At 36.4% G+C, this 19,815-nt stretch carries 19 protein-coding genes; 10 read left to right on the top strand and 9 right to left on the bottom strand.

Features of this window, described 5'->3' with window-relative positions; all coding sequences use genetic code 11:
• The first annotated feature begins 56 nt into the window (after positions 1-56).
• The 9 genes from BW951_RS20625 (at position 57) to BW951_RS20585 (ending at position 7,477) form a co-directional block, all read left to right on the top strand.
• Complete coding sequence (locus BW951_RS20625) at positions 57-1,256, top strand: beta-ketoacyl-[acyl-carrier-protein] synthase family protein (protein ID WP_076396290.1); 1,200 nt, start codon at positions 57-59, stop codon at positions 1,254-1,256.
• Positions 1,253-2,314: a beta-ketoacyl synthase N-terminal-like domain-containing protein gene (locus BW951_RS20620; RefSeq protein WP_076396288.1), complete on the top strand. Its 1,062-nt coding sequence runs from the start codon at positions 1,253-1,255 to the stop codon at positions 2,312-2,314. Before BW951_RS20625 ends, BW951_RS20620 begins: the two co-directional genes overlap by 4 nt.
• A gap of 282 nt (positions 2,315-2,596) precedes the next feature.
• Complete coding sequence (locus tag BW951_RS20615) at positions 2,597-3,340, top strand: polysaccharide deacetylase family protein (RefSeq protein WP_076396286.1); 744 nt, start codon at positions 2,597-2,599, stop codon at positions 3,338-3,340.
• A gap of 109 nt (positions 3,341-3,449) precedes the next feature.
• Complete coding sequence (gene lolA2 / locus BW951_RS20610; RefSeq protein WP_076396284.1) at positions 3,450-4,076, top strand: flexirubin biosynthesis/transport protein LolA2; 627 nt, start codon at positions 3,450-3,452, stop codon at positions 4,074-4,076.
• Complete coding sequence (gene lolB2 / locus BW951_RS20605; RefSeq protein ID WP_076396282.1) at positions 4,042-4,677, top strand: flexirubin biosynthesis protein LolB2; 636 nt, start codon at positions 4,042-4,044, stop codon at positions 4,675-4,677. Before lolA2 ends, lolB2 begins: the two co-directional genes overlap by 35 nt.
• 6 nt (positions 4,678-4,683) lie before the next feature.
• Positions 4,684-5,295 (top strand): porin family protein, encoded by a 612-nt coding sequence (locus BW951_RS20600; protein WP_076396280.1) that lies wholly within the window; start codon positions 4,684-4,686, stop codon positions 5,293-5,295.
• 132 nt (positions 5,296-5,427) lie between these two features.
• Positions 5,428-5,808, top strand: coding sequence for an ApeI family dehydratase (locus tag BW951_RS20595; RefSeq protein WP_084196501.1), 381 nt, complete (start codon positions 5,428-5,430; stop codon positions 5,806-5,808).
• Complete coding sequence (locus BW951_RS20590; protein ID WP_076396278.1) at positions 5,805-6,281, top strand: hypothetical protein; 477 nt, start codon at positions 5,805-5,807, stop codon at positions 6,279-6,281. The genes BW951_RS20595 and BW951_RS20590 overlap by 4 nt, the downstream gene beginning before the upstream one ends.
• Before the next feature lie 23 nt (positions 6,282-6,304).
• On the top strand, positions 6,305-7,477 hold the full coding sequence (locus tag BW951_RS20585; protein WP_076396276.1) for a DUF2062 domain-containing protein: 1,173 nt from the start codon (positions 6,305-6,307) through the stop codon (positions 7,475-7,477).
• A gap of 5 nt (positions 7,478-7,482) precedes the next feature.
• Here the strand turns inward: BW951_RS20585 and BW951_RS20580 are convergent, their stop codons facing one another.
• The 7 genes from BW951_RS20580 to flxA form a co-directional block, all read right to left on the bottom strand.
• Positions 7,483-9,171 carry a C45 family autoproteolytic acyltransferase/hydrolase gene (locus BW951_RS20580; protein ID WP_084196502.1) on the bottom strand — a complete coding sequence of 563 codons (1,689 nt, stop codon included), beginning with the start codon at positions 9,169-9,171 and terminating at the stop codon, positions 7,483-7,485.
• A 70-nt stretch (positions 9,172-9,241) separates the two neighbouring features.
• On the bottom strand, positions 9,242-10,780 hold the full coding sequence (locus BW951_RS20575) for a phytoene desaturase family protein (protein WP_076396274.1): 1,539 nt from the start codon (positions 10,778-10,780) through the stop codon (positions 9,242-9,244).
• 199 nt (positions 10,781-10,979) lie between these two features.
• Positions 10,980-11,864, bottom strand: a complete 885-nt coding sequence (locus tag BW951_RS20570) for an LpxL/LpxP family acyltransferase (RefSeq protein WP_076396272.1) — start codon at positions 11,862-11,864, stop codon at positions 10,980-10,982.
• 98 nt (positions 11,865-11,962) lie between these two features.
• Positions 11,963-12,217, bottom strand: coding sequence for an acyl carrier protein (locus tag BW951_RS20565; protein ID WP_076396330.1), 255 nt, complete (start codon positions 12,215-12,217; stop codon positions 11,963-11,965).
• Between the two features lie 4 nt (positions 12,218-12,221).
• Positions 12,222-13,442: a beta-ketoacyl-[acyl-carrier-protein] synthase family protein gene (locus BW951_RS20560; protein ID WP_076396269.1), complete on the bottom strand. Its 1,221-nt coding sequence runs from the start codon at positions 13,440-13,442 to the stop codon at positions 12,222-12,224.
• A gap of 74 nt (positions 13,443-13,516) precedes the next feature.
• A complete protein-coding gene (gene flxB, locus BW951_RS20555; RefSeq protein WP_076396267.1) occupies positions 13,517-14,248 on the bottom strand; it encodes a flexirubin biosynthesis SDR family reductase FlxB in 732 nt (243 codons plus the stop codon).
• Positions 14,249-14,323: 75 nt separating this feature from the next.
• On the bottom strand, positions 14,324-15,844 hold the full coding sequence (flxA, locus tag BW951_RS20550; protein WP_076396265.1) for a flexirubin biosynthesis tyrosine ammonia-lyase FlxA: 1,521 nt from the start codon (positions 15,842-15,844) through the stop codon (positions 14,324-14,326).
• A gap of 96 nt (positions 15,845-15,940) precedes the next feature.
• On the opposite strand from flxA, the gene BW951_RS20545 reads away from it, so the two are divergent.
• The gene (locus tag BW951_RS20545; RefSeq protein WP_076396263.1) at positions 15,941-17,185 is read left to right on the top strand and encodes an NAD(P)/FAD-dependent oxidoreductase; all 1,245 of its coding nucleotides are present in this window, start codon (positions 15,941-15,943) and stop codon (positions 17,183-17,185) included.
• A gap of 304 nt (positions 17,186-17,489) precedes the next feature.
• On the opposite strand, the gene BW951_RS20540 is transcribed toward BW951_RS20545, so the two are convergent.
• Entirely contained in the window at positions 17,490-18,089 is a 600-nt protein-coding gene (locus BW951_RS20540) for a hypothetical protein (protein ID WP_076396261.1), read from the bottom strand.
• Positions 18,090-18,109: 20 nt separating this feature from the next.
• Positions 18,110-19,405: a flexirubin biosynthesis putative acyl-CoA ligase FlxY gene (gene flxY, locus BW951_RS20535; protein WP_076396259.1), complete on the bottom strand. Its 1,296-nt coding sequence runs from the start codon at positions 19,403-19,405 to the stop codon at positions 18,110-18,112.
• Between the last annotated feature and the right edge of the window lie 410 nt (positions 19,406-19,815).

Raw genomic sequence — 19,815 nt, 5'->3', positions numbered from 1 at the left:
GCAATGTACCAATATTGTTAGGCTGTTAAACTGATACATTGGTACATTATTAAAAGATGGGTCAAAAAATTGCCATAACAGGAATGGGCATCATTTCCGCCATTGGAAACAATGTGGAGGAAAATCTGAGTTCGCTGACTTCCGGAAAGCACGGGATTTCGGACATTACTTTGTTTGAAACACGTCATAAAGGAAACATCAAAACAGGCGAAATCAAATTGTCTAATGAAGAACTTGCCGCAAAACTTCAGCTTAAAGAAGATCATCATGCAACAAGAACCGCTCTGTTAGGAATGATGGCGGCAAAAGAAGCTTTGGAAAGTGCCGGAATTTCGGATATCAATGAATATAAAATGGGACTGATTTCTTCAACCAGTGTTGGCGGAATGGATGTTACCGAAAAATATTTCTACTCCTATGAAGACTTTCCTGAAAAGCAAAAATACATTGACTCACACGACGCGGGAAATTCGTCTTTGTTAATCGCTGATTATCTCGGATTAAAAGGTATGGTTTCCACCATCAGTACAGCTTGCTCATCGGCGGCAAACGCGATTATGATGGGCGCAAAACTGATTAAAAACGGCGTTTTAGACCGTGTAATTGTCGGCGGAACAGATTCTCTTTCAAAATTTACTTTGAACGGTTTCAATACGTTGATGATTTTAACGGATTCTTACAATACGCCTTTCGACAACGACAGAAAAGGTCTGAATCTGGGTGAAGCTGCCGCTTTCATCGTTTTAGAATCTGATGAAGTCGTAAAAAAAGAAAATAAAAAAGTTTTGGGTTATCTCTCCGGTTACGGAAATGCCAATGATGCGCATCACCAAACCGCTTCTTCGGAAAACGGACAGGGAGCTTATTTAGCGATGGAAAAAGCATTAAAAGTTTCGGGCTTAGATAAAGAAAATATCGATTACATCAACGTTCACGGAACAGCAACGCCAAATAACGATTTATCGGAAGGAATTGCAATGATCCGGATTTTTGGGGAAAACAATGTTCCGGAATTCAGTTCTACAAAAGCGTTTACCGGTCATACGCTTGCTGCGGCGGCGGGAATTGAAGCCGTGTATTCTCTTTTGGCGATTCAAAATAATATCATTTTCCCGAATCTGAACTTTAAAACAAAAATGGCAGAGTTTGATTTAACGCCGGTAACGGAGCTTAAAGAGAAAAACATCAACCACGTTCTTTCCAATTCATTTGGTTTTGGAGGAAATTGTTCAACTTTAATTTTCTCAAAATCATGAGTGCCGTTTACATCAACAGTGCAGCCTGTATTTCAGCTCAGGACACTTTAAATGAAGATTTTTTCCGTAATCTCAAACCTGAAAATTCAGTTCAGGTTTTAAAAGCTATTGAACCTGTTTACAAAGAATTCATTCCTCCTGCAATGATCCGAAGAATGTCTAAAACGGTAAAAATGAGTTCCGTAGCTTCTCAATACGCTTTAAAAGAAGCAGGAATTGAAAATCCAGATGCGATTATCACAGGAACCGGAATGGGCTGTTCTCAGGATTCGGAAAAGTTTCTGAAAAATGTGCTGGATAATCATGAAGAGTTTCTGACTCCGACCTATTTTATTCAGTCTACTCACAATACGGTTGCAGGACAAATCGCTTTAGGTTTGCAATGTCACGCGTACAATTTCACGTATGTAAACACTTCGTCGTCTCTGGAATTTTCGTTTTTAGATGGAAAATTACAGATTAATGACGGTGAAGCTGAAAACGTTCTGGTCGGTTCAACAGACGAACAGACGGAAAGAGTGATGGAACTGTACAAATTAAACAAAACCATTAAAAAAGAAGAAAATCTTCCTGTTGATTTTCTGAATTCTGAAATAGAAGGTGTCATTTGGGGAGAAGGTGCTAGTTTTTTTGTCTTAGGAAAGGAAAAAACAGAAAGCTCTTATGCTCAATTATTGGATATTCAGATCACTAACAAATTAGATTTGGAAGAAACTCAGCAGTTTATTGAAGATTTTCTGGCTAAAAATAATTTAACGAATAAAGATATCGATGCGGTTATTTTAGGTTTCAGCGGAGATTTAAAATCGGATGTTTATTACAAAAATGCAATGGGTTCGTTTGACAACTCGACTTTGCTGTATTACAAACATTTGAGTGGTGAATTTAATACGGCAAGTGGTTTTTCTACCTTTATGGCTTGTCATATTCTTAAAAATCAGGAGATTCCGGAAGTGATGATGATTAACGATCTTAAAAAAGAAGAAATTAAAAATGTTCTGCTTTACAATCATTTAGGAGGAAATGATCACAGTCTGGTTTTGTTGGAGAAAGCTTAAAAGTAAAACCTAACAGGTTTTTGAAACCTGTTAGGTTTAATTGAAAATAGGTTCCGTTTGCAGGAGTATTCTATTTAGCAAAGAAAAACAGCATAATTACCATTTCGACGAAGGAGAAATCTCTTAATAATCTTAACTTCTAAACTAAAACTTAATGGTTTATTTTAGCGTAAACATTAAGAATATTAATTTGAGATTCTTCCTTCCGCTTAGCTTCATTCAGAATGACAGCATGGATACAGATTGTGAATATTTTAAACCCAAAATTTAAAGACAATAAAGATGAAACACTATCTATTTATCTTATTTTATCTTTTCTGCAACGTTATTATTTTCGCGTTTCACGGAAGTTTTTGGGTGTATCTGTTCTGTTTTTTGCTGTTTTCTGCGCTTGTAATCTGGGGTTCTTTCGATATTGAACTGGGATATTTTGTCAACAGCATTACGCATAAAAGAACGAAAATCAGAGAAGTGGCACTGACTTTTGATGATGGCCCGACTGAATTCACCCCAAAATTTTTAGATCTTTTAAAAGAAAACGAGGTAAAAGCAACCTTTTTCTGCATCGGAAAACAGATTGAAAAATATCCTGAAACTTTTCAACGAATCATTGCGGAAGGTCATACCGTTGGAAATCATACTTTATCGCACTCCAACAACACCGGTTTTTTATCGACATCAAAAATGACGGAAGAAATTGAGAAATGTGATGAAATCATGCTGAAAACCGGAAATATAAAGACGAATTTATACCGTCCTCCTTTCGGAGTGACCAATCCGAATATTGCCAAAGCGATCAAAAAAACTGGCAAAAAAAGCATTGGATGGAACGTCCGTTCTCTTGATACGATGACAGAAGATGAGAAAAAAATCTACCAGAAAGTAACGAAAAATTTAAAAAAAGGAAGCATTGTCCTTCTTCATGATACTTCACAAAAAACGTACAATGTTTTGGAGGATTTATTAGTATTTTTGAAGCAGAAAAATTATTCAACTTTTACAATTGATAAATTTGAAAGCCATTAAGTCCACAGGGATTTCACCAGGAAGACAAGAATTATTAATAAATATTCTTTAATAGTGTCCTTTGTGAAAACCTTGTCATCCTTGTGGTTAAATTTAAAGACGTTAAACAATGATTAAAAATATAGCTTTAAGCACTCTTTTATTAATTTCGACTTTTGTTTTTGCTCAAAACACGGCAATGTCGGGAGCGGAAGCGAAAGCATTTGTAACCAAAGTTTCTTCGGAAACCAAAGAAATAAAAACGTTACAGGCAGATTTTACTCAGACCAAAAAGATGGATTTTTTGGATAAAAACATTGTCACCTACGGAAAAATGTCTTTGAAAACACCGAATATGCTGAGTTGGAAGTACACAAAACCCTATCAATACAGCATTGTTTTTAAAGACAACAAAATATTGATTAATGATCAGGGTAAAAAATCTTCGGTGGATGCAAAAAGCAAAACATTTGAAAAAATCAACAAATTAATTGTAGGAAGCTCAAACGGACAAATGTTCAACGATCCGGAATTCTCTGTTTCTTACCTGAAGAATGCGACTTCAAACATTGCTAAATTCACTCCGAAATCGGCTCAGCTTTTAAAATACATCAAGCAGATCGAGCTGCATTTTCCTAAAAATCAATCTACGGTTTCTCAGGTTAATATGACGGAATCTTCGGGAGACACCACGAATATTGTTTTCAAAAACACCAAGATCAATGCGCCTGTTGCAGCTTCGGAATTTAGCTTATAGTCTGATTTTCATTCTGTTTGCTTCATGCAAAACGTATAAGCTTACTGATGTAAAACAGATTCCGTCTTCTGAAAAAACGGTGGAAAATTTATATTTTTCATCCAAAGAAGATTATGTGTATAAATGTCAAATGGATATTTATAAAAATCATGTGAGCGGAATTTTAATTATCAAAAAAATCAGCGAAACGACCCATCGTGTGGTTCTGACTTCTGATTTTGGGAATAAACTGATTGATTTTGAGATTTCTGAAGATGATTTCAAGCTGAATTATGTTCTTCCTGATCTGGATAAGAAAATCGTAATTAATTTTTTGAGGAATGATTTTCAGCAGCTTCTGAAGCAGAAATATCCGGTAACAGAAAGTTTTGAAAACGAAAATTCTAAGATTTATCTTTCTAAAATCGATAAGAAAGGGTATTATTTGTTCTTCAACAAAGAAAATAATCTGTTAAAACAAATCGTTTACACGAAAAACAAAAAGGAAAAGATCGATTTTACATTTGATGCAAAGAAAAATATGTTTGCAGACAGTCTTAATTTACAACATAAAGATTTTAAAATCAATATAAAACTATTCCAGATCACCGAAAACCAATAACCTTACATGAAAACAAAGATTTTTGCCTTGCTGATTCTGATCTCCGGATTTTTATCAGCTCAGGTTACTTTCAATCCCGGAATAAGAGCGGGAGTAAATTTTGCCAATCTTACGAACCGAAGCAATGAAACCTTTTATCTCCATGAAGATGAAAACCCGGAAAAAGTAACTCATACAAGTCTGAAAACGGTAACCGATTTTTATATTGGATTACAGGGGAACATTAGATTTACAGAACGTTATGCTTTGCAACCGGAAGTTAACTATTCCAGACAGGGAACCAATTTACAGTACACTACAGAAAACGGAGTTCTTCCGGAAAAAAGACTGCATTATAATTTTATCGGGGTACAGCTTACAAACAAAATTTATATCAAAAATTTCAGTGTTTTTGCCGGTCCGTTTCTGGATTTGGCTGTCGGCGAAAACAATTCCGGACTTGATCTTGGTTTTTCGGGAGGTCTTGGTTATGATATTTTTAAAAATCTGGGGATTGAAGTAAGAGTTAAAAAAGGTTTTGCATCAATGCTGGATCACGAAAATTCCTCCTTCCTATTTTCCAATTCAAATATGGTTTTTCAGATTGGTGGTTATTACACGTTCCATTTTAAGAAATAGAATTGATGTTGATGACCAAAACCATTTTCTTTTCCTTTCAAAAAAACATATCTTCGCAAAGGTTTAAATATTAAATTTTTTGAAATTTTAAAATTCAGAAAAAGATTTCAAACAACTGAAACAGAATACATCATGCAGACAATACTTACAGACTTTTATACGTTACAATCCTACGAAAAAACGGAAAGCGGAAGTTTCACCGCGCAGATTTCCCTGAATAAAGATCACGATATTTTTAAGGGACATTTTCCGGGAAATCCTGTAACACCGGGAGTTTGTATGATGCAGATCGTGAAGGAACTTACGGAAGAATTTACCGGCTCTTCATTATTTTTAAAAACGGCATCGAATGTAAAGTTTATGGCAATCATCAATCCTTTTGAAACTCCGGATCTGAAAATTCAGCTTGATATTACTGAGAATGAAGGAGATGTAAAGGTAAAGAACACGACTTCTTTTGGCGAGACTATTGCATTAAAAATGTCGGTAAATTATCAAAAATTGACAAAATGAAATTAATTTTTTCGTTCATCACGGCTTTTATGCTTTTTTTTCAGTCGGGGCTTGAATCTCTGAGAGAAAGTTATGCCAAAGCAAGCAGCTCTAATGCCAATACAGAAGCGTTCATCAGTTTAGCCGAAAAAACTTCGGGATCGGATGCGGCAATTCAGGGATATAAAGCAGCGGCGCAGATTATGGAGGCAAAAATTTCCAAAAACAACAGAAAAGCTTTGGTAAAATCAGGAGCAACCAATCTTGAAGCGGTTATTAAAAGCAATCCGAATAATGCTGAACTAAGACTGATCCGCATGAGCGTTCAGGAAAACATTCCGAAAATTGTAGGTTACAGAGGAAGCCTTAAAGATGATAAGGTATTTCTCATCAATAATTACAGCAAACAAAATTCAGCTTTAAAAAGTTATATTAAAAAATTTGCAGCACAGTCTAAAACCATGACGGAGACTGAAAAGGCAAATTTTAAATAAAAAACGATTAATCAGCCATTTACATGAATCTTTCTGAAGTACGAAATGCAATCTCTGAAAAGAAAATTTGTGTTTTAATTCCTACTTATAACAATGAAAAAACTCTGAAAAGAGTAATCGACGGTGTTCTGGATTATACGGAAGACATTATTGTTGTAAATGACGGCTCTACAGATTCTACGAAAGAGATTTTAGGAAGTTATTCGCAGATCAAAGTCATTGATTTACCGGAGAATAAAGGAAAAGGAAATGGTTTAAAAATCGGCTTTAGAAAGGCTAAAGAACAGGGCTACGATTATGCGATCACGATTGATTCCGACGGACAGCATTATCCGGATGACATTCCTGTTTTTGTGGAGGCTTTGCTGAATGAAAAGGAAGATGTTTTATTGATTGGGAATCGAAATATGTCGCAGGACGGAATTCCAAAGAAAAGCAGTTTCGGAAACCGTTTCTCTAATTTCTGGTTCTGGTTTGAAACGGGAATCAAACTTGAAGACACCCAATCCGGCTATCGATTATATCCTTTACACAAAATTCCCAAGAAATATTTTACGCCAAAGTTTGAATTTGAAATTGAAATCATTGTGAGAACAGCGTGGAGACACGTTCCGGTTAAAAATGTTCCGGTGAAGGTGCTTTACGATCCTGCGGAAAGAGTTTCTCACTTCAGACCTTTTAAAGATTTTACGAGGATTAGTATTCTGAATACTATTCTGGTTACCATCACTTTACTTTATATTATTCCGCGAAACTTCGTGAATAATTTCAAAAAAAAAAGCATTAAAAGATTCATAAAAGAAGATGTTCTGGAAAGTGACGGAAGCAACAGAATTAAAGCTTTTTCGATTGCTTTGGGCGTTTTTGTAGGCTTTTCTCCATTTTGGGGATTTCATACGCTGATTGTTATTTCTCTTTCTGTACTATTCAAGCTGAATAAAGTACTTGCTTTTTTTGCATCCAATGTAAGTTTACCGCCTTTTATTCCCTTCATTATTGCCGCTTCGCTGTTTCTGGGTTCTCCTTTTGTGCATGGAGACAGCAATATTTTCAGTCAGGAACTGAACTTCGATCTGGTAAAAAATAATCTGTTGCAGTATGTTATCGGAAGCTTTATTCTGGCGACTTCTGCCTCTGCGATTTTAGGTGTTGCGACTTTTCTTTTTCTGAATAAAGTAAGTCCTGATACAGATTAAACTCTCTATTTCAGTTTTTTCACTGTTTTTATCAGATATTTTTCCACATTTTTTCTATCCGGAACGGTTGTAATTTCTTTGGTTAAAGCCTTTTCGAATTCTGTTTTTGCTTTTGCATATTCTTTCTGACTATAATAATATTTTCCTGCATGATAATAAACAAGCCAGAAATCAGGATTTAAAGACTGATAACGGGACAGAAAATCGTCAGTGAGCAAAACATCTCCTTCAATTCCTTTTTCTACCTCTTCACTCATCATTTTGTACCGTTCGTAATTTTTAAATTCCGGAGAGTCTAAGAAAGTATCTTTTGCAATATTCAGTTCAGATTTTGCAAACGCACCGCTTTTTAATCTTTTATCCGAAAAAATTTCATTTAGATCATAACAAACAAATTCTCCCAACTGATAAGGATTTGCAGAAACCCACACTAGTTTTTTCTGAGGTGAAAAGATCACGGCGTGATGCGCCAAAAGCTGATTGATTGCTTTTTCGTTTCCAAATCCTATCTTCTCTCCTTTCAAGCCGGATTTGTCTCTTAAAATCGCAGCCATTTTTTCGGGATTGAGCTTTTTATTTTCTTCTAAAAGTTCCTTCAGTTTTTCATAACGGTATTCTGAATGGCTTTCCGCAATATGTTTCTGATTCCTTTTATCATTTTTATAAGCCTCCGACTGGAAATGATTGGTGCAAAAAACACGGCTTGTGTTTTCCACTTTATACACCCCTAAATTATTGGGAGAAACTTCAATAATCACCGCATTTTTATCATTCGCACTTCCGACCAGAATAGATTCCGAAACGAAGACTTTTCTCTTTTTGGCAATGGCAATTGCTTCATCAATGGTTCTGGCATATTGTAAAATTTCCCTTGTCACCAGAGAAATCGGTGTTTTTGCAGTCAGTGGAATTTTAGATTTTCCAGCGTTAATGGTAACCGTAATTCCTTCTTTGTTCATCCCTGAAACTACGCCGATCATTCCTGCCCATGTCACAGAAAGATAAGGAATTCCTTCTTCCGGCTGAACGAACTCTATGACCTTATTTTTAGCAAAATCATCTCCCACGTAAAAGTCGAAATTTCTTCCGATGAGCAGATCTCCGTCTTCTGTATTTTCATTCCAGACCGCAAGAGAAGTACATCCCACCATCATTAAATCCTGCATGGCATGACCAATGTCGTGCGCTCCGTGCAAATACATACTTCGCAGAAACTTTGGCGCGATGAAATTATATTTGTCCGAAGAATATTGAGACATTCCGTAGATTTCTGCCTGAAAATCTTCCCTTACATTAAGATACATTTTCCGGTTATACCATTTCAGGAAACCTCGCAGTAAATTTTGTTTAAACTTAGACGGAACAAATCCTTCAATTTTGGAAAAGAAAATTTCTTCCTGTTTCTGCATCAGATTTTGGGTTAAAGCGCCATTGTTATAACCTAATTGCAGAGGATTTCCCTGAATATACAATTCCCAGATCTGCTGCTTATTTTTTGTTAAATAATTCTGATTGAAACTGAAGGTAGAATCGTTGATTTTGTTAACCTTCGGAATATCAAGCGAATATTGTTTTACATCGGGAATATGTTTGATGGATTTTCTTATTCCGCAAGAGTTGAGGAAAAGGATAAGGTTTAGACTGAGAAAAATTAAGATTAGAGCTTTGTCATTTCGACAAAAGGAGAAATCTATTTTTTTACGTTTAGATTCTTCATTCCACTTCGTTTCGTTCAGAATGACAGACTGCACATTAGTCTTACCTTTATTTTTCACCTTTATTTTTATTAATCAATTGTGTTAATCTTTCATCAATCAACTCTTTTCCGAGAATTTCTGCACAAGTGTTGAATGCGCCGATCGTACAGCCCAAAATTCCGTGCATATTGACGGACTGCCCCGTAAGAAAAAGATTGTCGATTTTCGTGCGTGGAGAAACCATCGTTTTCAATGGATTTTCTGAGCTTTTCCTATAGCCGTACATATTTCCGTTAAAACTTCCTATATAATCGCGATAAGACAACGGTGAAGAAGTGTAAAAATACTTAATCGATTTTCTTAAATCAGGAAACTTCTTTTCTAAAGCATCGATCATTTTTTCAGCTTTTTCCAGCTTGAATTTTTCATACAATGCTCCTCTTTCATGTTTGTCTGCAACGGTATTGACGGTTTCCTTCCACTCCTCCACTTCCTGAAAATCCATGTAGGAAATGGCAGTAAGACTTTCTGCAAAACCAGGATTGTGTTTGGATTCTGTGGAAGAAAGCATATACGTTTCAGGCCATTTTTCTTTTTGATAACGGTGGGCATTCCAGACCATTTCCTCATTGGCAAAATGGTAAATATTATAATTAAAATTCTGAAAAGATTGCGGTTTCATTACCAGATAAACGCTGAAACATGATGGAACTGGTTCCCAACTTATAATTCTGTTGACAAATGATTTTTTAAGCCTTTCTTCGCCAAGAAGTTTCAGGGTTGTGCGAATTTCGATATTTGAGATGAATTTTTTTGCAAAATATTCTTTTCCTTCTGAGGTTTTTACTCCGGATAACATATTGTTTTCATCAAAAATAAATTCGGAAACTTCAGCATGTTTGTGTACTTCTGCTCCATATTCACGAAGTCTGCGAATCAGCAGTTTGGAAATCTGGCTTCCTCCTTTGATACATTTGTAAGCACTTTGAATATAAGAATTTACGGTAAGTGCATGGACATAAAACGGAACGTTTTCAGAATCTCCTGCATATAAAAAATTAGAACCCAATAAAACGGACTGGAGCTTTTTATTTGAGGTTAAAGATTCAATAAATCTTTTGGTATTTAAATGAAGGATTTCCTCGTTATAATTGTCTTTTCCCACAAGATTGTATCTGGGAAACTGACTGCAAACTCTCTGAATTTCTTCACAATAGTCTTCTAAATTGTCTTTTTCTTCGGGAAAGTATTTTGATAGCTGTTCAACAAAATTTCTGTAGCCTTGTGCGTGAGGATATTCGGTTTCATCGTCTCCAAAAGTGATTTTGTCGTAGCCGTTCTCGTCCATCTTATGAAGCTGAAGTTCATCCATAATTCCCAGATAGGAAAAATACTGATGAAGATTCTGCCCTTTGGAAAGTCCTCCTAAATAGTGAACTCCGGTATCGAAGATGAGCTTGTCGCGGGAAAAGGTCTGTAAATTTCCGCCGTACTGATTGTTTTTCTCGAGAACGCACACCTTCAAACCTTCCTTCGCCAGAACAAGCGCCGAAACAAGACCGCCCAATCCGCTGCCGATGATGAGTATGTCGTGTGTTTTTTTCAAGGAAGAAAGTGTCTTTAATGATTTTGAATTTTAAAACGCAACGTCCACAAAGATTTTTCTTAATCACTTTCTGTTTTTAAGTTCGCAAAGGCGTTAACACTCAGCGAAGATAAAAGGAAACTTAGGACTTTATTTTAAATCTCTAAATCATTTAATGTTTGAGTTAAATATTAGTTTTCTGAAGGTAAAAGTAGGAAATTTAATTAATATCGTCCCAAAAATCAAAATAATTGAACCATTGGAGCGGATATTTTTTGATCATGGATTCGAGATTTCGGGTGTAAGAGTTCAAAAGTCCCTGTGCATCTCGTTTTTTGACGTTTTCGGCAACTCTTGCGTACAAATGATAATGCAGATTTTTTTCTTTCATCACATACACATACACGACCGGAACGCCTAATCTGGAAGCAATGAGAAAAGGTCCTGCAGGAAATTTCGCTGTTTTACCCAGCAATTCACCTTCTAAAAACTTAGATCCTTCAAAATAACGGTCTCCGGTAAAGCAAATGAGCTCGTTTTTAGACAAGGCTTCATTGATGTCGAAAATATGGGACATATCGTCTTTCACGTAGATAAATTTGATGTTGCTTTTCTTAACGGAAACACTTTCAAGGTATTCTTTAATGACTGTAACTTCCTGATCTGTTGTTACTAAGTTGATCTGACAGTCGAAATCAATATCGGCAAAGAAATGTTCGGCAATTTCAAAATTTCCGATGTGCGCACTGATGAGAACGCCGCCTTTTTTTTCGGCTAAAAGGTTCCTGAGGTTTTGAATTCCATCGAATTCGTAGGTATATTTGTTGCGCAATCCTGCTGAAATGGCAGTTTTATCAATAAGAACGGTTCCGAAAGTGAAATAGCTTTTAAACAGAGAAAGTTTTGTTTTCCAGAAGCCATACTTCAGTCTTTCTGAAAAATAATAACGGTAGTATCTGTTGCTGTTTTTTTCGAATAAAAAGTAATAGAACGCAACAAAGTAAAGCACTACATATGAACTTCTGATCCCGATATTTCTAATGCACCAGACGAAAATTTTGTAGCCCAGAATCGTCCCTTTAGATTTACCTTTCCACTTGTTCATATTTTTTGTTCTTAACGCAAAGTTCGCAAGAAATTTTTAACTACTACCTGTTTTTTAAGTTCGCAAGGGCGTTTTACTCAGCAAAGAAGCTAAATCAGTTATACGCTTTTTTCAGTAATCTTGTTTTCGATCACGGTATAAAAATCTTCAAAAGTCACGATGTTTTTGAAGTCTGCTTCTCCTAATTTCACTCCGAAATTAGATTCGATAACCACTACAAGATCAATATAATCTAAGCTGTCTAAACCCAGCGTTTTTTTAAAGTTTGCATCATTGCTGATTTCATCGCCGTCTACTTCAAATTCGTTGACTAAAAAGTCATTGGCAATCGCAATAATCTTTTCCCTTTCCATGTTTTTAATTAAATTTTTTAACAATTAATGCAGAGTTGGTTCCCCCAAATCCGAAAGAATTCGACAAAAATACATCAATTTTTTGACTTTTAGTTTCGGCGATCAAATTTATCTTTTTCGCCTCATCATCAGGATTTTCCAGATTGATATTCGGGGCTACAAAATCGTTCTGCATCATAAGGATCGAGTAAATAACTTCACTCGCACCTGCCATCCAGCATTCATGACCGGTCATTGATTTCGTGGAACTTACCGGAACTTCGCTTCCGAAAATTTCGAAAATGGCTTTTGCTTCATTGGCGTCACCAATTGGCGTTGACGTCGCATGAGCATTAATGTAATCGATATCTTTTGCCGATAATCCGGATTGTTTCAAAGCGCGATCCATTGCTAAAGCCGGTCCGTCTACATTGGGTGTGGAAATATGTCCTCCGTTGGAAGAAAAACCATACCCTACAATTTCTGCAATGATATTCGCGCCTCTTTTCTGAGCAGATTCTAAGCTTTCAACAATTAAAGTTGCTGCTCCTCCACTCGGAATTAATCCGTCTCTGTCTTTATCAAAAGGTCTCGATGCTTTTGTCGGTTCATTTTCCCGTACTGAGAAAACGCCCAAACCGTCAAAGCTCGCCATCGAATATTTATTGGTTTCCTGTGCTCCTCCGCAAATAATCATCTCCTGAAAACCATTTTTAATCATCATATAAGCCAGTCCCAAAGAATGAGATCCGCTTGCACAGGCTGCACTGATGGTTAAATTGATCCCTCTCAGTTTAAAAATAGTCGAAAGGTTCATGGTAACGGTAGAGTTCATGGATTTAAAGATGGCTCCCGAACCCATTAACGTTGTATCTTTTTTCTCTCTCGCAATATCGATCGATTCTACCACCGCCTTGGAAACACTGTCGTTTCCGTATAAAATTCCGACTTCGTTGTGGTCTAAAAAATCCTGCTCTATATTTGCCTGTTGTAAAGCATCAAGCGTTGCGATGTAGGCATATTCGCTTTCTTCACCCATGCTTACGCGCTGTCTGCGACTGAGAAGATTTTTGAGATCCGGCTTCGGAACCACGCCTGTTAATCCCGATCTGAAACCAAATTCTTTTCTTTCGTCTACTAAATGAATTCCGGATTTTCCCTGAAATAAAGATTCTTTCACCTCTTCCAAAGAAGTTCCGATGCAGGAATAAATTCCCATTCCGGTAATGACAACCCTATTTTCCATGTAATGTTCAAGGTTTTAGGTTTTAGGTTTTAGGTTGCAGCTCACAACTGCTTCCTTTTATCTGCCACCTGATTTTATGAGTAGATTCCTCCGTTAATATTGATGACTTCGCCTGTAATGTACGATGACTTTTTAGACGCTAAAAATGCGACTAAATCTGCCACTTCTTCTGCTTCCCCGAATCGGTTTGCAGGAATCATTGCTTTTAATTCGTCTTCATTGAATTCCTGCGTCATGTCCGTTTTTATGAATCCCGGTGCAACAGCGTTTACGGTGATGTTTCTTTTCGCCACTTCCTGAGCCAGCGCTTTTGTAGCTCCTACCAAAGCTCCTTTCGCCGCCGAATAATTGGTCTGTCCTGCCGTTCCCTTTACTCCGGAAACAGAAACCATATTGATGATTCTGCCGTATTTATTGCGCAGCAGTTTCTGGATAAAGAAATTCGTCACGTTGAAAAAGCCATTTAAACTGGTGTTAATCACTGCGTTCCAGTCTTCACTCGGCATCCACATGAACAATCCGTCTCTTGTAATTCCGGCATTATTTACGATCACCTCAACAACGGATTTAGGATTATTTTCCTGCCATTCTGTTAAAACTTTTTGAGTTTCTTCGGCATTTCCTACATCAAATTTCAAAATTTCTCCGGTAGATCCCAATTCTTCAACTTTAGCCAGCGTTTCTTTAGCTGCCGCTTCGTTTGAAGTGTAGTTGATTAAGATATGATAGTTTTTTTCTTCAGCCAGTTTTATACAGATTGCTCTTCCGATTCCTCTTGAGCCTCCTGTGACGATTGCACATTTCATGTGTTGCTTATGTAGTTTTAGTTTTTTGTATATATTTTCCTTTCCTTAAGTATGACAATTAATTTCCTTAAAAAATTACATTGTCTTTAAATATTTCTTCACTTCTTCCAGATAAGGATACATTATCATATCATCTGAAAATGCAGGAATTATTTTTCTTATTTCATCGTACAATTCTTTGGTTGCCGATGAAATTTTATCCTGAAAACCAAGATATTCTATTGCCTGAACAATAGTAATGGCTTCAATCGTCAATACCTCGAATGCATTTTCGATTACTTTTCTGCAAATAACTGCTGCATTGGTTCCCATACTTACAATATCCTGATTATCATTATTATTAGGTATACTGTGAACATACATCGGATTGGATAACATCTGGCTTTCTGCCGTAGTGGAAGTTGCCGTAAACTGAACACCCTGCATCCCGAAATTGAATCCTAATTTACCTAAATTAACAAACGGAGGCAAAATTTCGTTGATTTTAGAATTCAGTAAATAATTAAGCTGTCTTTCTGCCAACATTGTTAATTTGGTGACCACAATTTTCAGCTTGTCCATTTCAAGGGAAATGTAATCGCCGTGGAAATTTCCGCCGTGGTAAACATGCTGATCTTCCACATTGATGATCGGATTATCATTTGCTGAATTGATCTCGTTTTCCAATACTTTCTCAGTATATTCCAACGTATCCAGAACAGGTCCCAAAATCTGAGGAACACATCGTAAAGAGTAGTATTCCTGAACTTTTTCCTTGAAAACTTTTTCCTGCTCTTCAAAGTGAGTATATAAATGATCGGCTCTTTTTCTGATCAATTGACTGTCAGACAAATGAGCACGCATTTTTTCTGCAATTTTCTGCTGTCCTTCGTGAAGTTTGGTTCCGTTCAGCACTTCAGATAAATGATCGTCATACGCCTGAACAATTTCGTTGATCGCACAAGATAATTTGATTGAAATATCAGTTAACTGATTCGCTTTATGCGCATTAACGACTCCAATTCCGGACATCACGGATGTTCCGTTCATCAAAGCCAGTCCTTCACGGATTTCTACCTGAATCGGCTGTAAATTTTCAATTTCAAAAACGTTCTTTGTTGATTGTCTTTCTCCTTTATAGAAAACTTCTCCTTCCCCGATCAATACCAACGCAAGATGTGCCAACTGAACCAGATCTCCACTTGCCCCAACACCTCCGTGTTCAAAAATAAGCGGCGTAATACCTCTGTTTATCAATTCTTTAAGTAAATTTACTACAGAATGATGAACGCCCGATTTTCCTAATGATAAGGTATTCAGTCTTGCCAACATACAGGCTTTTGCTTCGTCTGCCGGAAGCGGATTCCCGATCCCCGAAGAATGGCTTCTGATTAAGTTATACTGAAGCTGATGGGTATCTTCATCGCTGATTTTGAACTGCGCCATGGGTCCGAAACCTGTGTTCACCCCATAAATTACTTTATTTTTTGAAAATTCTTTTAAAAACTGAAAACTTTCATCCACTCTGGCAAGAAGTGTTTCATCCAGTTCTATTTTCTCATTGTTGATGATGACTTTCTTAAAGTCGCTCAGTTCTAAAAAGTTATTTATTTTCATCAATTAAAAAGTAATAAGATAATTTTGTAATTATTAATTAATTGTCATTAATTTTGCGGCAAAGATAGAAGTTATTATTAAAATAAAAAATCAAAGATGAGTAAAGAATTTGTTGACGTTCTTGTAATCGGCGCCGGACCGTCCGGTTGCGTATCTTCTTCATATTTAAAGAAGAACAGCGTCAACGTGAAAGTTGTTGAAAAAACAAAATTTCCAAGACTGGTGGTCGGCGAAAGCCTGATTCCGCGTGTGATGGATCATTTTGATGAAGCCGGACTGTTTCCTGCTCTGGATAAAATGGGCTTTGAGAAGAAACTGGGAGCACGTTTTTTAAGAGGCAACGAGGTCTGCATTTTTGATTTCAGCAATAAATTCGGGGAAGGATGGGACTGGACATGGCAGGTTCCGAGAGCGGATTTTGATAATGTTTTAGCTCAGGAAGTGATTAATAAAGGAATTGATCTTGAATTCGAAACGGAAGTGATCGGCATTGAATTCAACGGAACAGATTCTGTAACGACTGTAAAAAATAAGAACGGCGAAATAAAAGAAATTCATGCCAAATTTGTGATCGATTCCAGCGGTTACGGTAGGGTTTTACCGAGACTTTTAGATTTGGAAAAACCTTCAAAGCTTTCTCCTCATTCTGCGATTTTCTCTCACGTAAAAGACATTAACCGGGAAGAAGGAACGGAAGGAACTCTGATTTCTTTTGATATTATCGAAACGGAAGTCTGGCTTTGGGTAATTCCTTTCTCCAACGGAAACACGAGCGTAGGAATTGTAGGACCAACTGATTTTATTGATAAACTCTCTGAAAACGGCGATACAACTGAAGCCTTGAGAAAAGCAATTTCCCTTTCGGATTATTATGTAAAACGTTTCGGGGATGTAGATTTTCTTTTTGAACCTCAACATCTGAAAGATTATTCGTGCTCGGTAAAAAAATTATTCGGAGACGGATTTGCCTTAACAGGAAATGCTTCGGAATTCTTAGATCCTGTTTTCTCTTCAGGAATGGCTTTTGCCACGGAAGGCGGAATGACCGCAGCAAAATTAGCCTTAAGACAACTGAACGGCGAACAAGTAGACTGGCAAAAAGAATTTGCAGACTATATTTTATACGGCGTTGATGTTTTCACCACCTACGTAAAAGAATGGTACACCGGAAATCTTCAGGAATTATTTTTTCACCAGCCGGAAAATCCTGATGTGAAGAGAAAAATCTGTGCAGTTTTGGCGGGTTATGTCTGGAATAAAAAGAATACTTTTGTGAGAATTCATGATACGGCGATTAAAAATCTGGCGGAATTTATTAAGACAGAAAAACAACAAGCATAAAAAAACCGCTTCTGAAATATGAAGTGGTTTTGTATTATTTTTATTTTACCTGAGTTCGGGATAAGAAATAAATTTAAATAATTGATTTATAGCATTATATTAATTTATCGCAAAGAAAAACAAAAGATTTTTTTACTTATTTAAAGTTTGCAAGTTAAACAAAGGCACTTCGTTTATTTAAAAAAGACAAAAATGGTATTACTTTGATCAGTTTTACGCCTTTGTATATCTTAAAAGCTGAATTCTTGATAATTGAATCTCTTTGTTTATCATTGCGGTTAAGAAGACTTATCCCGAACTCAGATTATTTAATCTTTTTTTCAATCATATGAGCCAAAGTCTTTGCTGTTTTGGCATATCCTTCCGAAATTCTGTCATTATTATTTGGAAGTCCCACAAAATTATCGCCGGGAGCATTCTTACCTTCGATTTCCAGTAAAACATGAGAAGGATTTTCTGTTTCTACAAACTTTAAAAGGGTACTCAGTTTTGAAGGCTGATTCATAATTCCTCCGAACCATCCCGGATAAATCCAGATAGTTTCCACTATAAGAGTATATTTTGCAGATGAATTGTTCACAGAAGTTTTGATATCCGTATTTTTATTCATAGAAGCTAAAAATTTGTCTACAAACTGAGTATTTTTAGAATATTCCCAGTCTTTCTTCCACTTTTCAAATTCCTCAGGACTTTTACCTGCTTTTTGGATCGCTATTTCCTGTTTAGCAATGTAGCCAGCCTCATCTACATTTTCTTTATAGAATGCAACATGGCTGTAATCCATCTTAATGTTCAGTTCAGTCTGACCTTTTAAGAAATCGAAATCTCCGTAAATCACTTTCATCTTTTGTGCATGCAGAACGCAGGCTAAAAAAACCAGAAAGGATAGGAATGTTTTTTTCATGAGTTATTAATTTATTTATATTAGTTACGTAAATCCAAGAAGACAATAGGCTTTCTGCTGTTCGGGTTAAATACCGTTTTAGATAAAACATCAAAATCTACCAGTTCAATTTTCGGGCTCACTCTTAATTTTGCCCTGAAATGATCTCTTACTTCATTTACAAAACCCTCGGAATCGCTGTCTGTGCTTATTTTAATGATGATTTCATCCAACCCGATTTCGTTTGACTGAATAACAATCTGATAACAGAGAATATTATTGAAATCGTTCAGGATGTCATTCATTGCAGGCGGATACAATGTGGTGCCTTTGTATTTGATCATCTGCTGTTTTCTTCCGATGACAGGTCCGAGTCTCATCGTATTTCTTCCGCATTTACACGGCTCATAGTGTGCCTTTACAATATCTCCTGTTCTGAATCTCAGCAACGGAATTGCTTCAACACCCAAAGTGGTGATCGTTAATTCTCCGCTTTCGCCTTCTCTCGCGGGATTTCCTTCATCATCAAGAATTTCCGTGATAATCAATTCCGGATGGTGATGTCCGCCAATTTGTTCTTCACACTCTGTAAAAGCGGTGCTCATTTCTGTTGAAGCGTAGGTTGAAAAAAGTTTAATATCCCACTTTTCTTTAATTTTCTGTGAAAGAATATTATCCGTAAAATCCTGATTTTTGATGCTTTCTCCGATACACACAGCTCCGTAAACACTGGAATTTTTATAATCTATCCCATGTTTTTCGGCATAATCGATCATTTTTAGCAAAAAAGACGGAACGGTAATTAAATATTTCGGCTTGTATCTGAAAATGGAATCCCATTGAAGTTCGGGAATTCCCGGTCCCATTCTTACCACACTCGCTCCCATTTTTCTGAGTCCTAAAAAGTAAGCAAGTCCCGCCATAAATCTTTTATCGATCGTGGTAATCATCTGTACCACATCTCCTTTTTTAATTCCGGCACACGCAAAGGAAATAGCTTCGTTGTACGCTAATCTTTCAAGATCGTTATCTGATAATCCGAACGTTACAGGATCTCCCAGTGTTCCGGATGTCGTGCTGTAATCCACAATTTTATCGGGTGTCACACAGAAAAAATCATCGTTATGCTGCTGAATATCGTTCTTCGTTGTGGTCGGAATTTTCTGCAGGTCTTCCAAAGTCTGAATATCAGCAATATGGATATGGTTTTCTTTGAATAATCTTTGATAAAATGGTGAATGAGTTTCAAGATACGTTAAAAGTTCCTGAAGTTTTCGCTCCTGAAACTTTTTTATTTCCTGAATGTCTGATCTTTCGATGGATGGATAAAAGTCCAATGGTTTTATTTTTAAAGGACAAATTTATTAGTTTATTTTAATTTGTAGCAGGTTTTGCTGATTATGCAGATTTATTTTCCTGCGGATTTCGATGATGACTTGTTTTTGTTATTATTCGTTAAAAGCATTTTGCTGTAAGTATTAACGCAAAGTTCCTGTTCTGCATTCTTTTTATTTTAGAAGGCAAAGGCAAATAATTTGCTTCGCGAAACTTAGAAATATCGCTTTATCAGATCAATATTCGGATTAACTCTTTGCTCATCAGAAAAAATAGTATCACTATAAATAAATTTGCGTTTAAATTTATAAACGAAAATGTAAGTTTCGGTTAAAACCAATTTAAAATATTACTATTGAAGCTGGCTAAAGCCCACCCCTCTGATAAACATCCATAAGAAATCCGCGGTATT

Source organism: Chryseobacterium gambrini, assembly GCF_900156825.1.
Taxonomy (GTDB): domain Bacteria; phylum Bacteroidota; class Bacteroidia; order Flavobacteriales; family Weeksellaceae; genus Chryseobacterium; species Chryseobacterium gambrini.
Note: the sequence above shows the minus strand (reverse complement) of the source record. Positions and strands in the feature narration are given on the sequence as shown.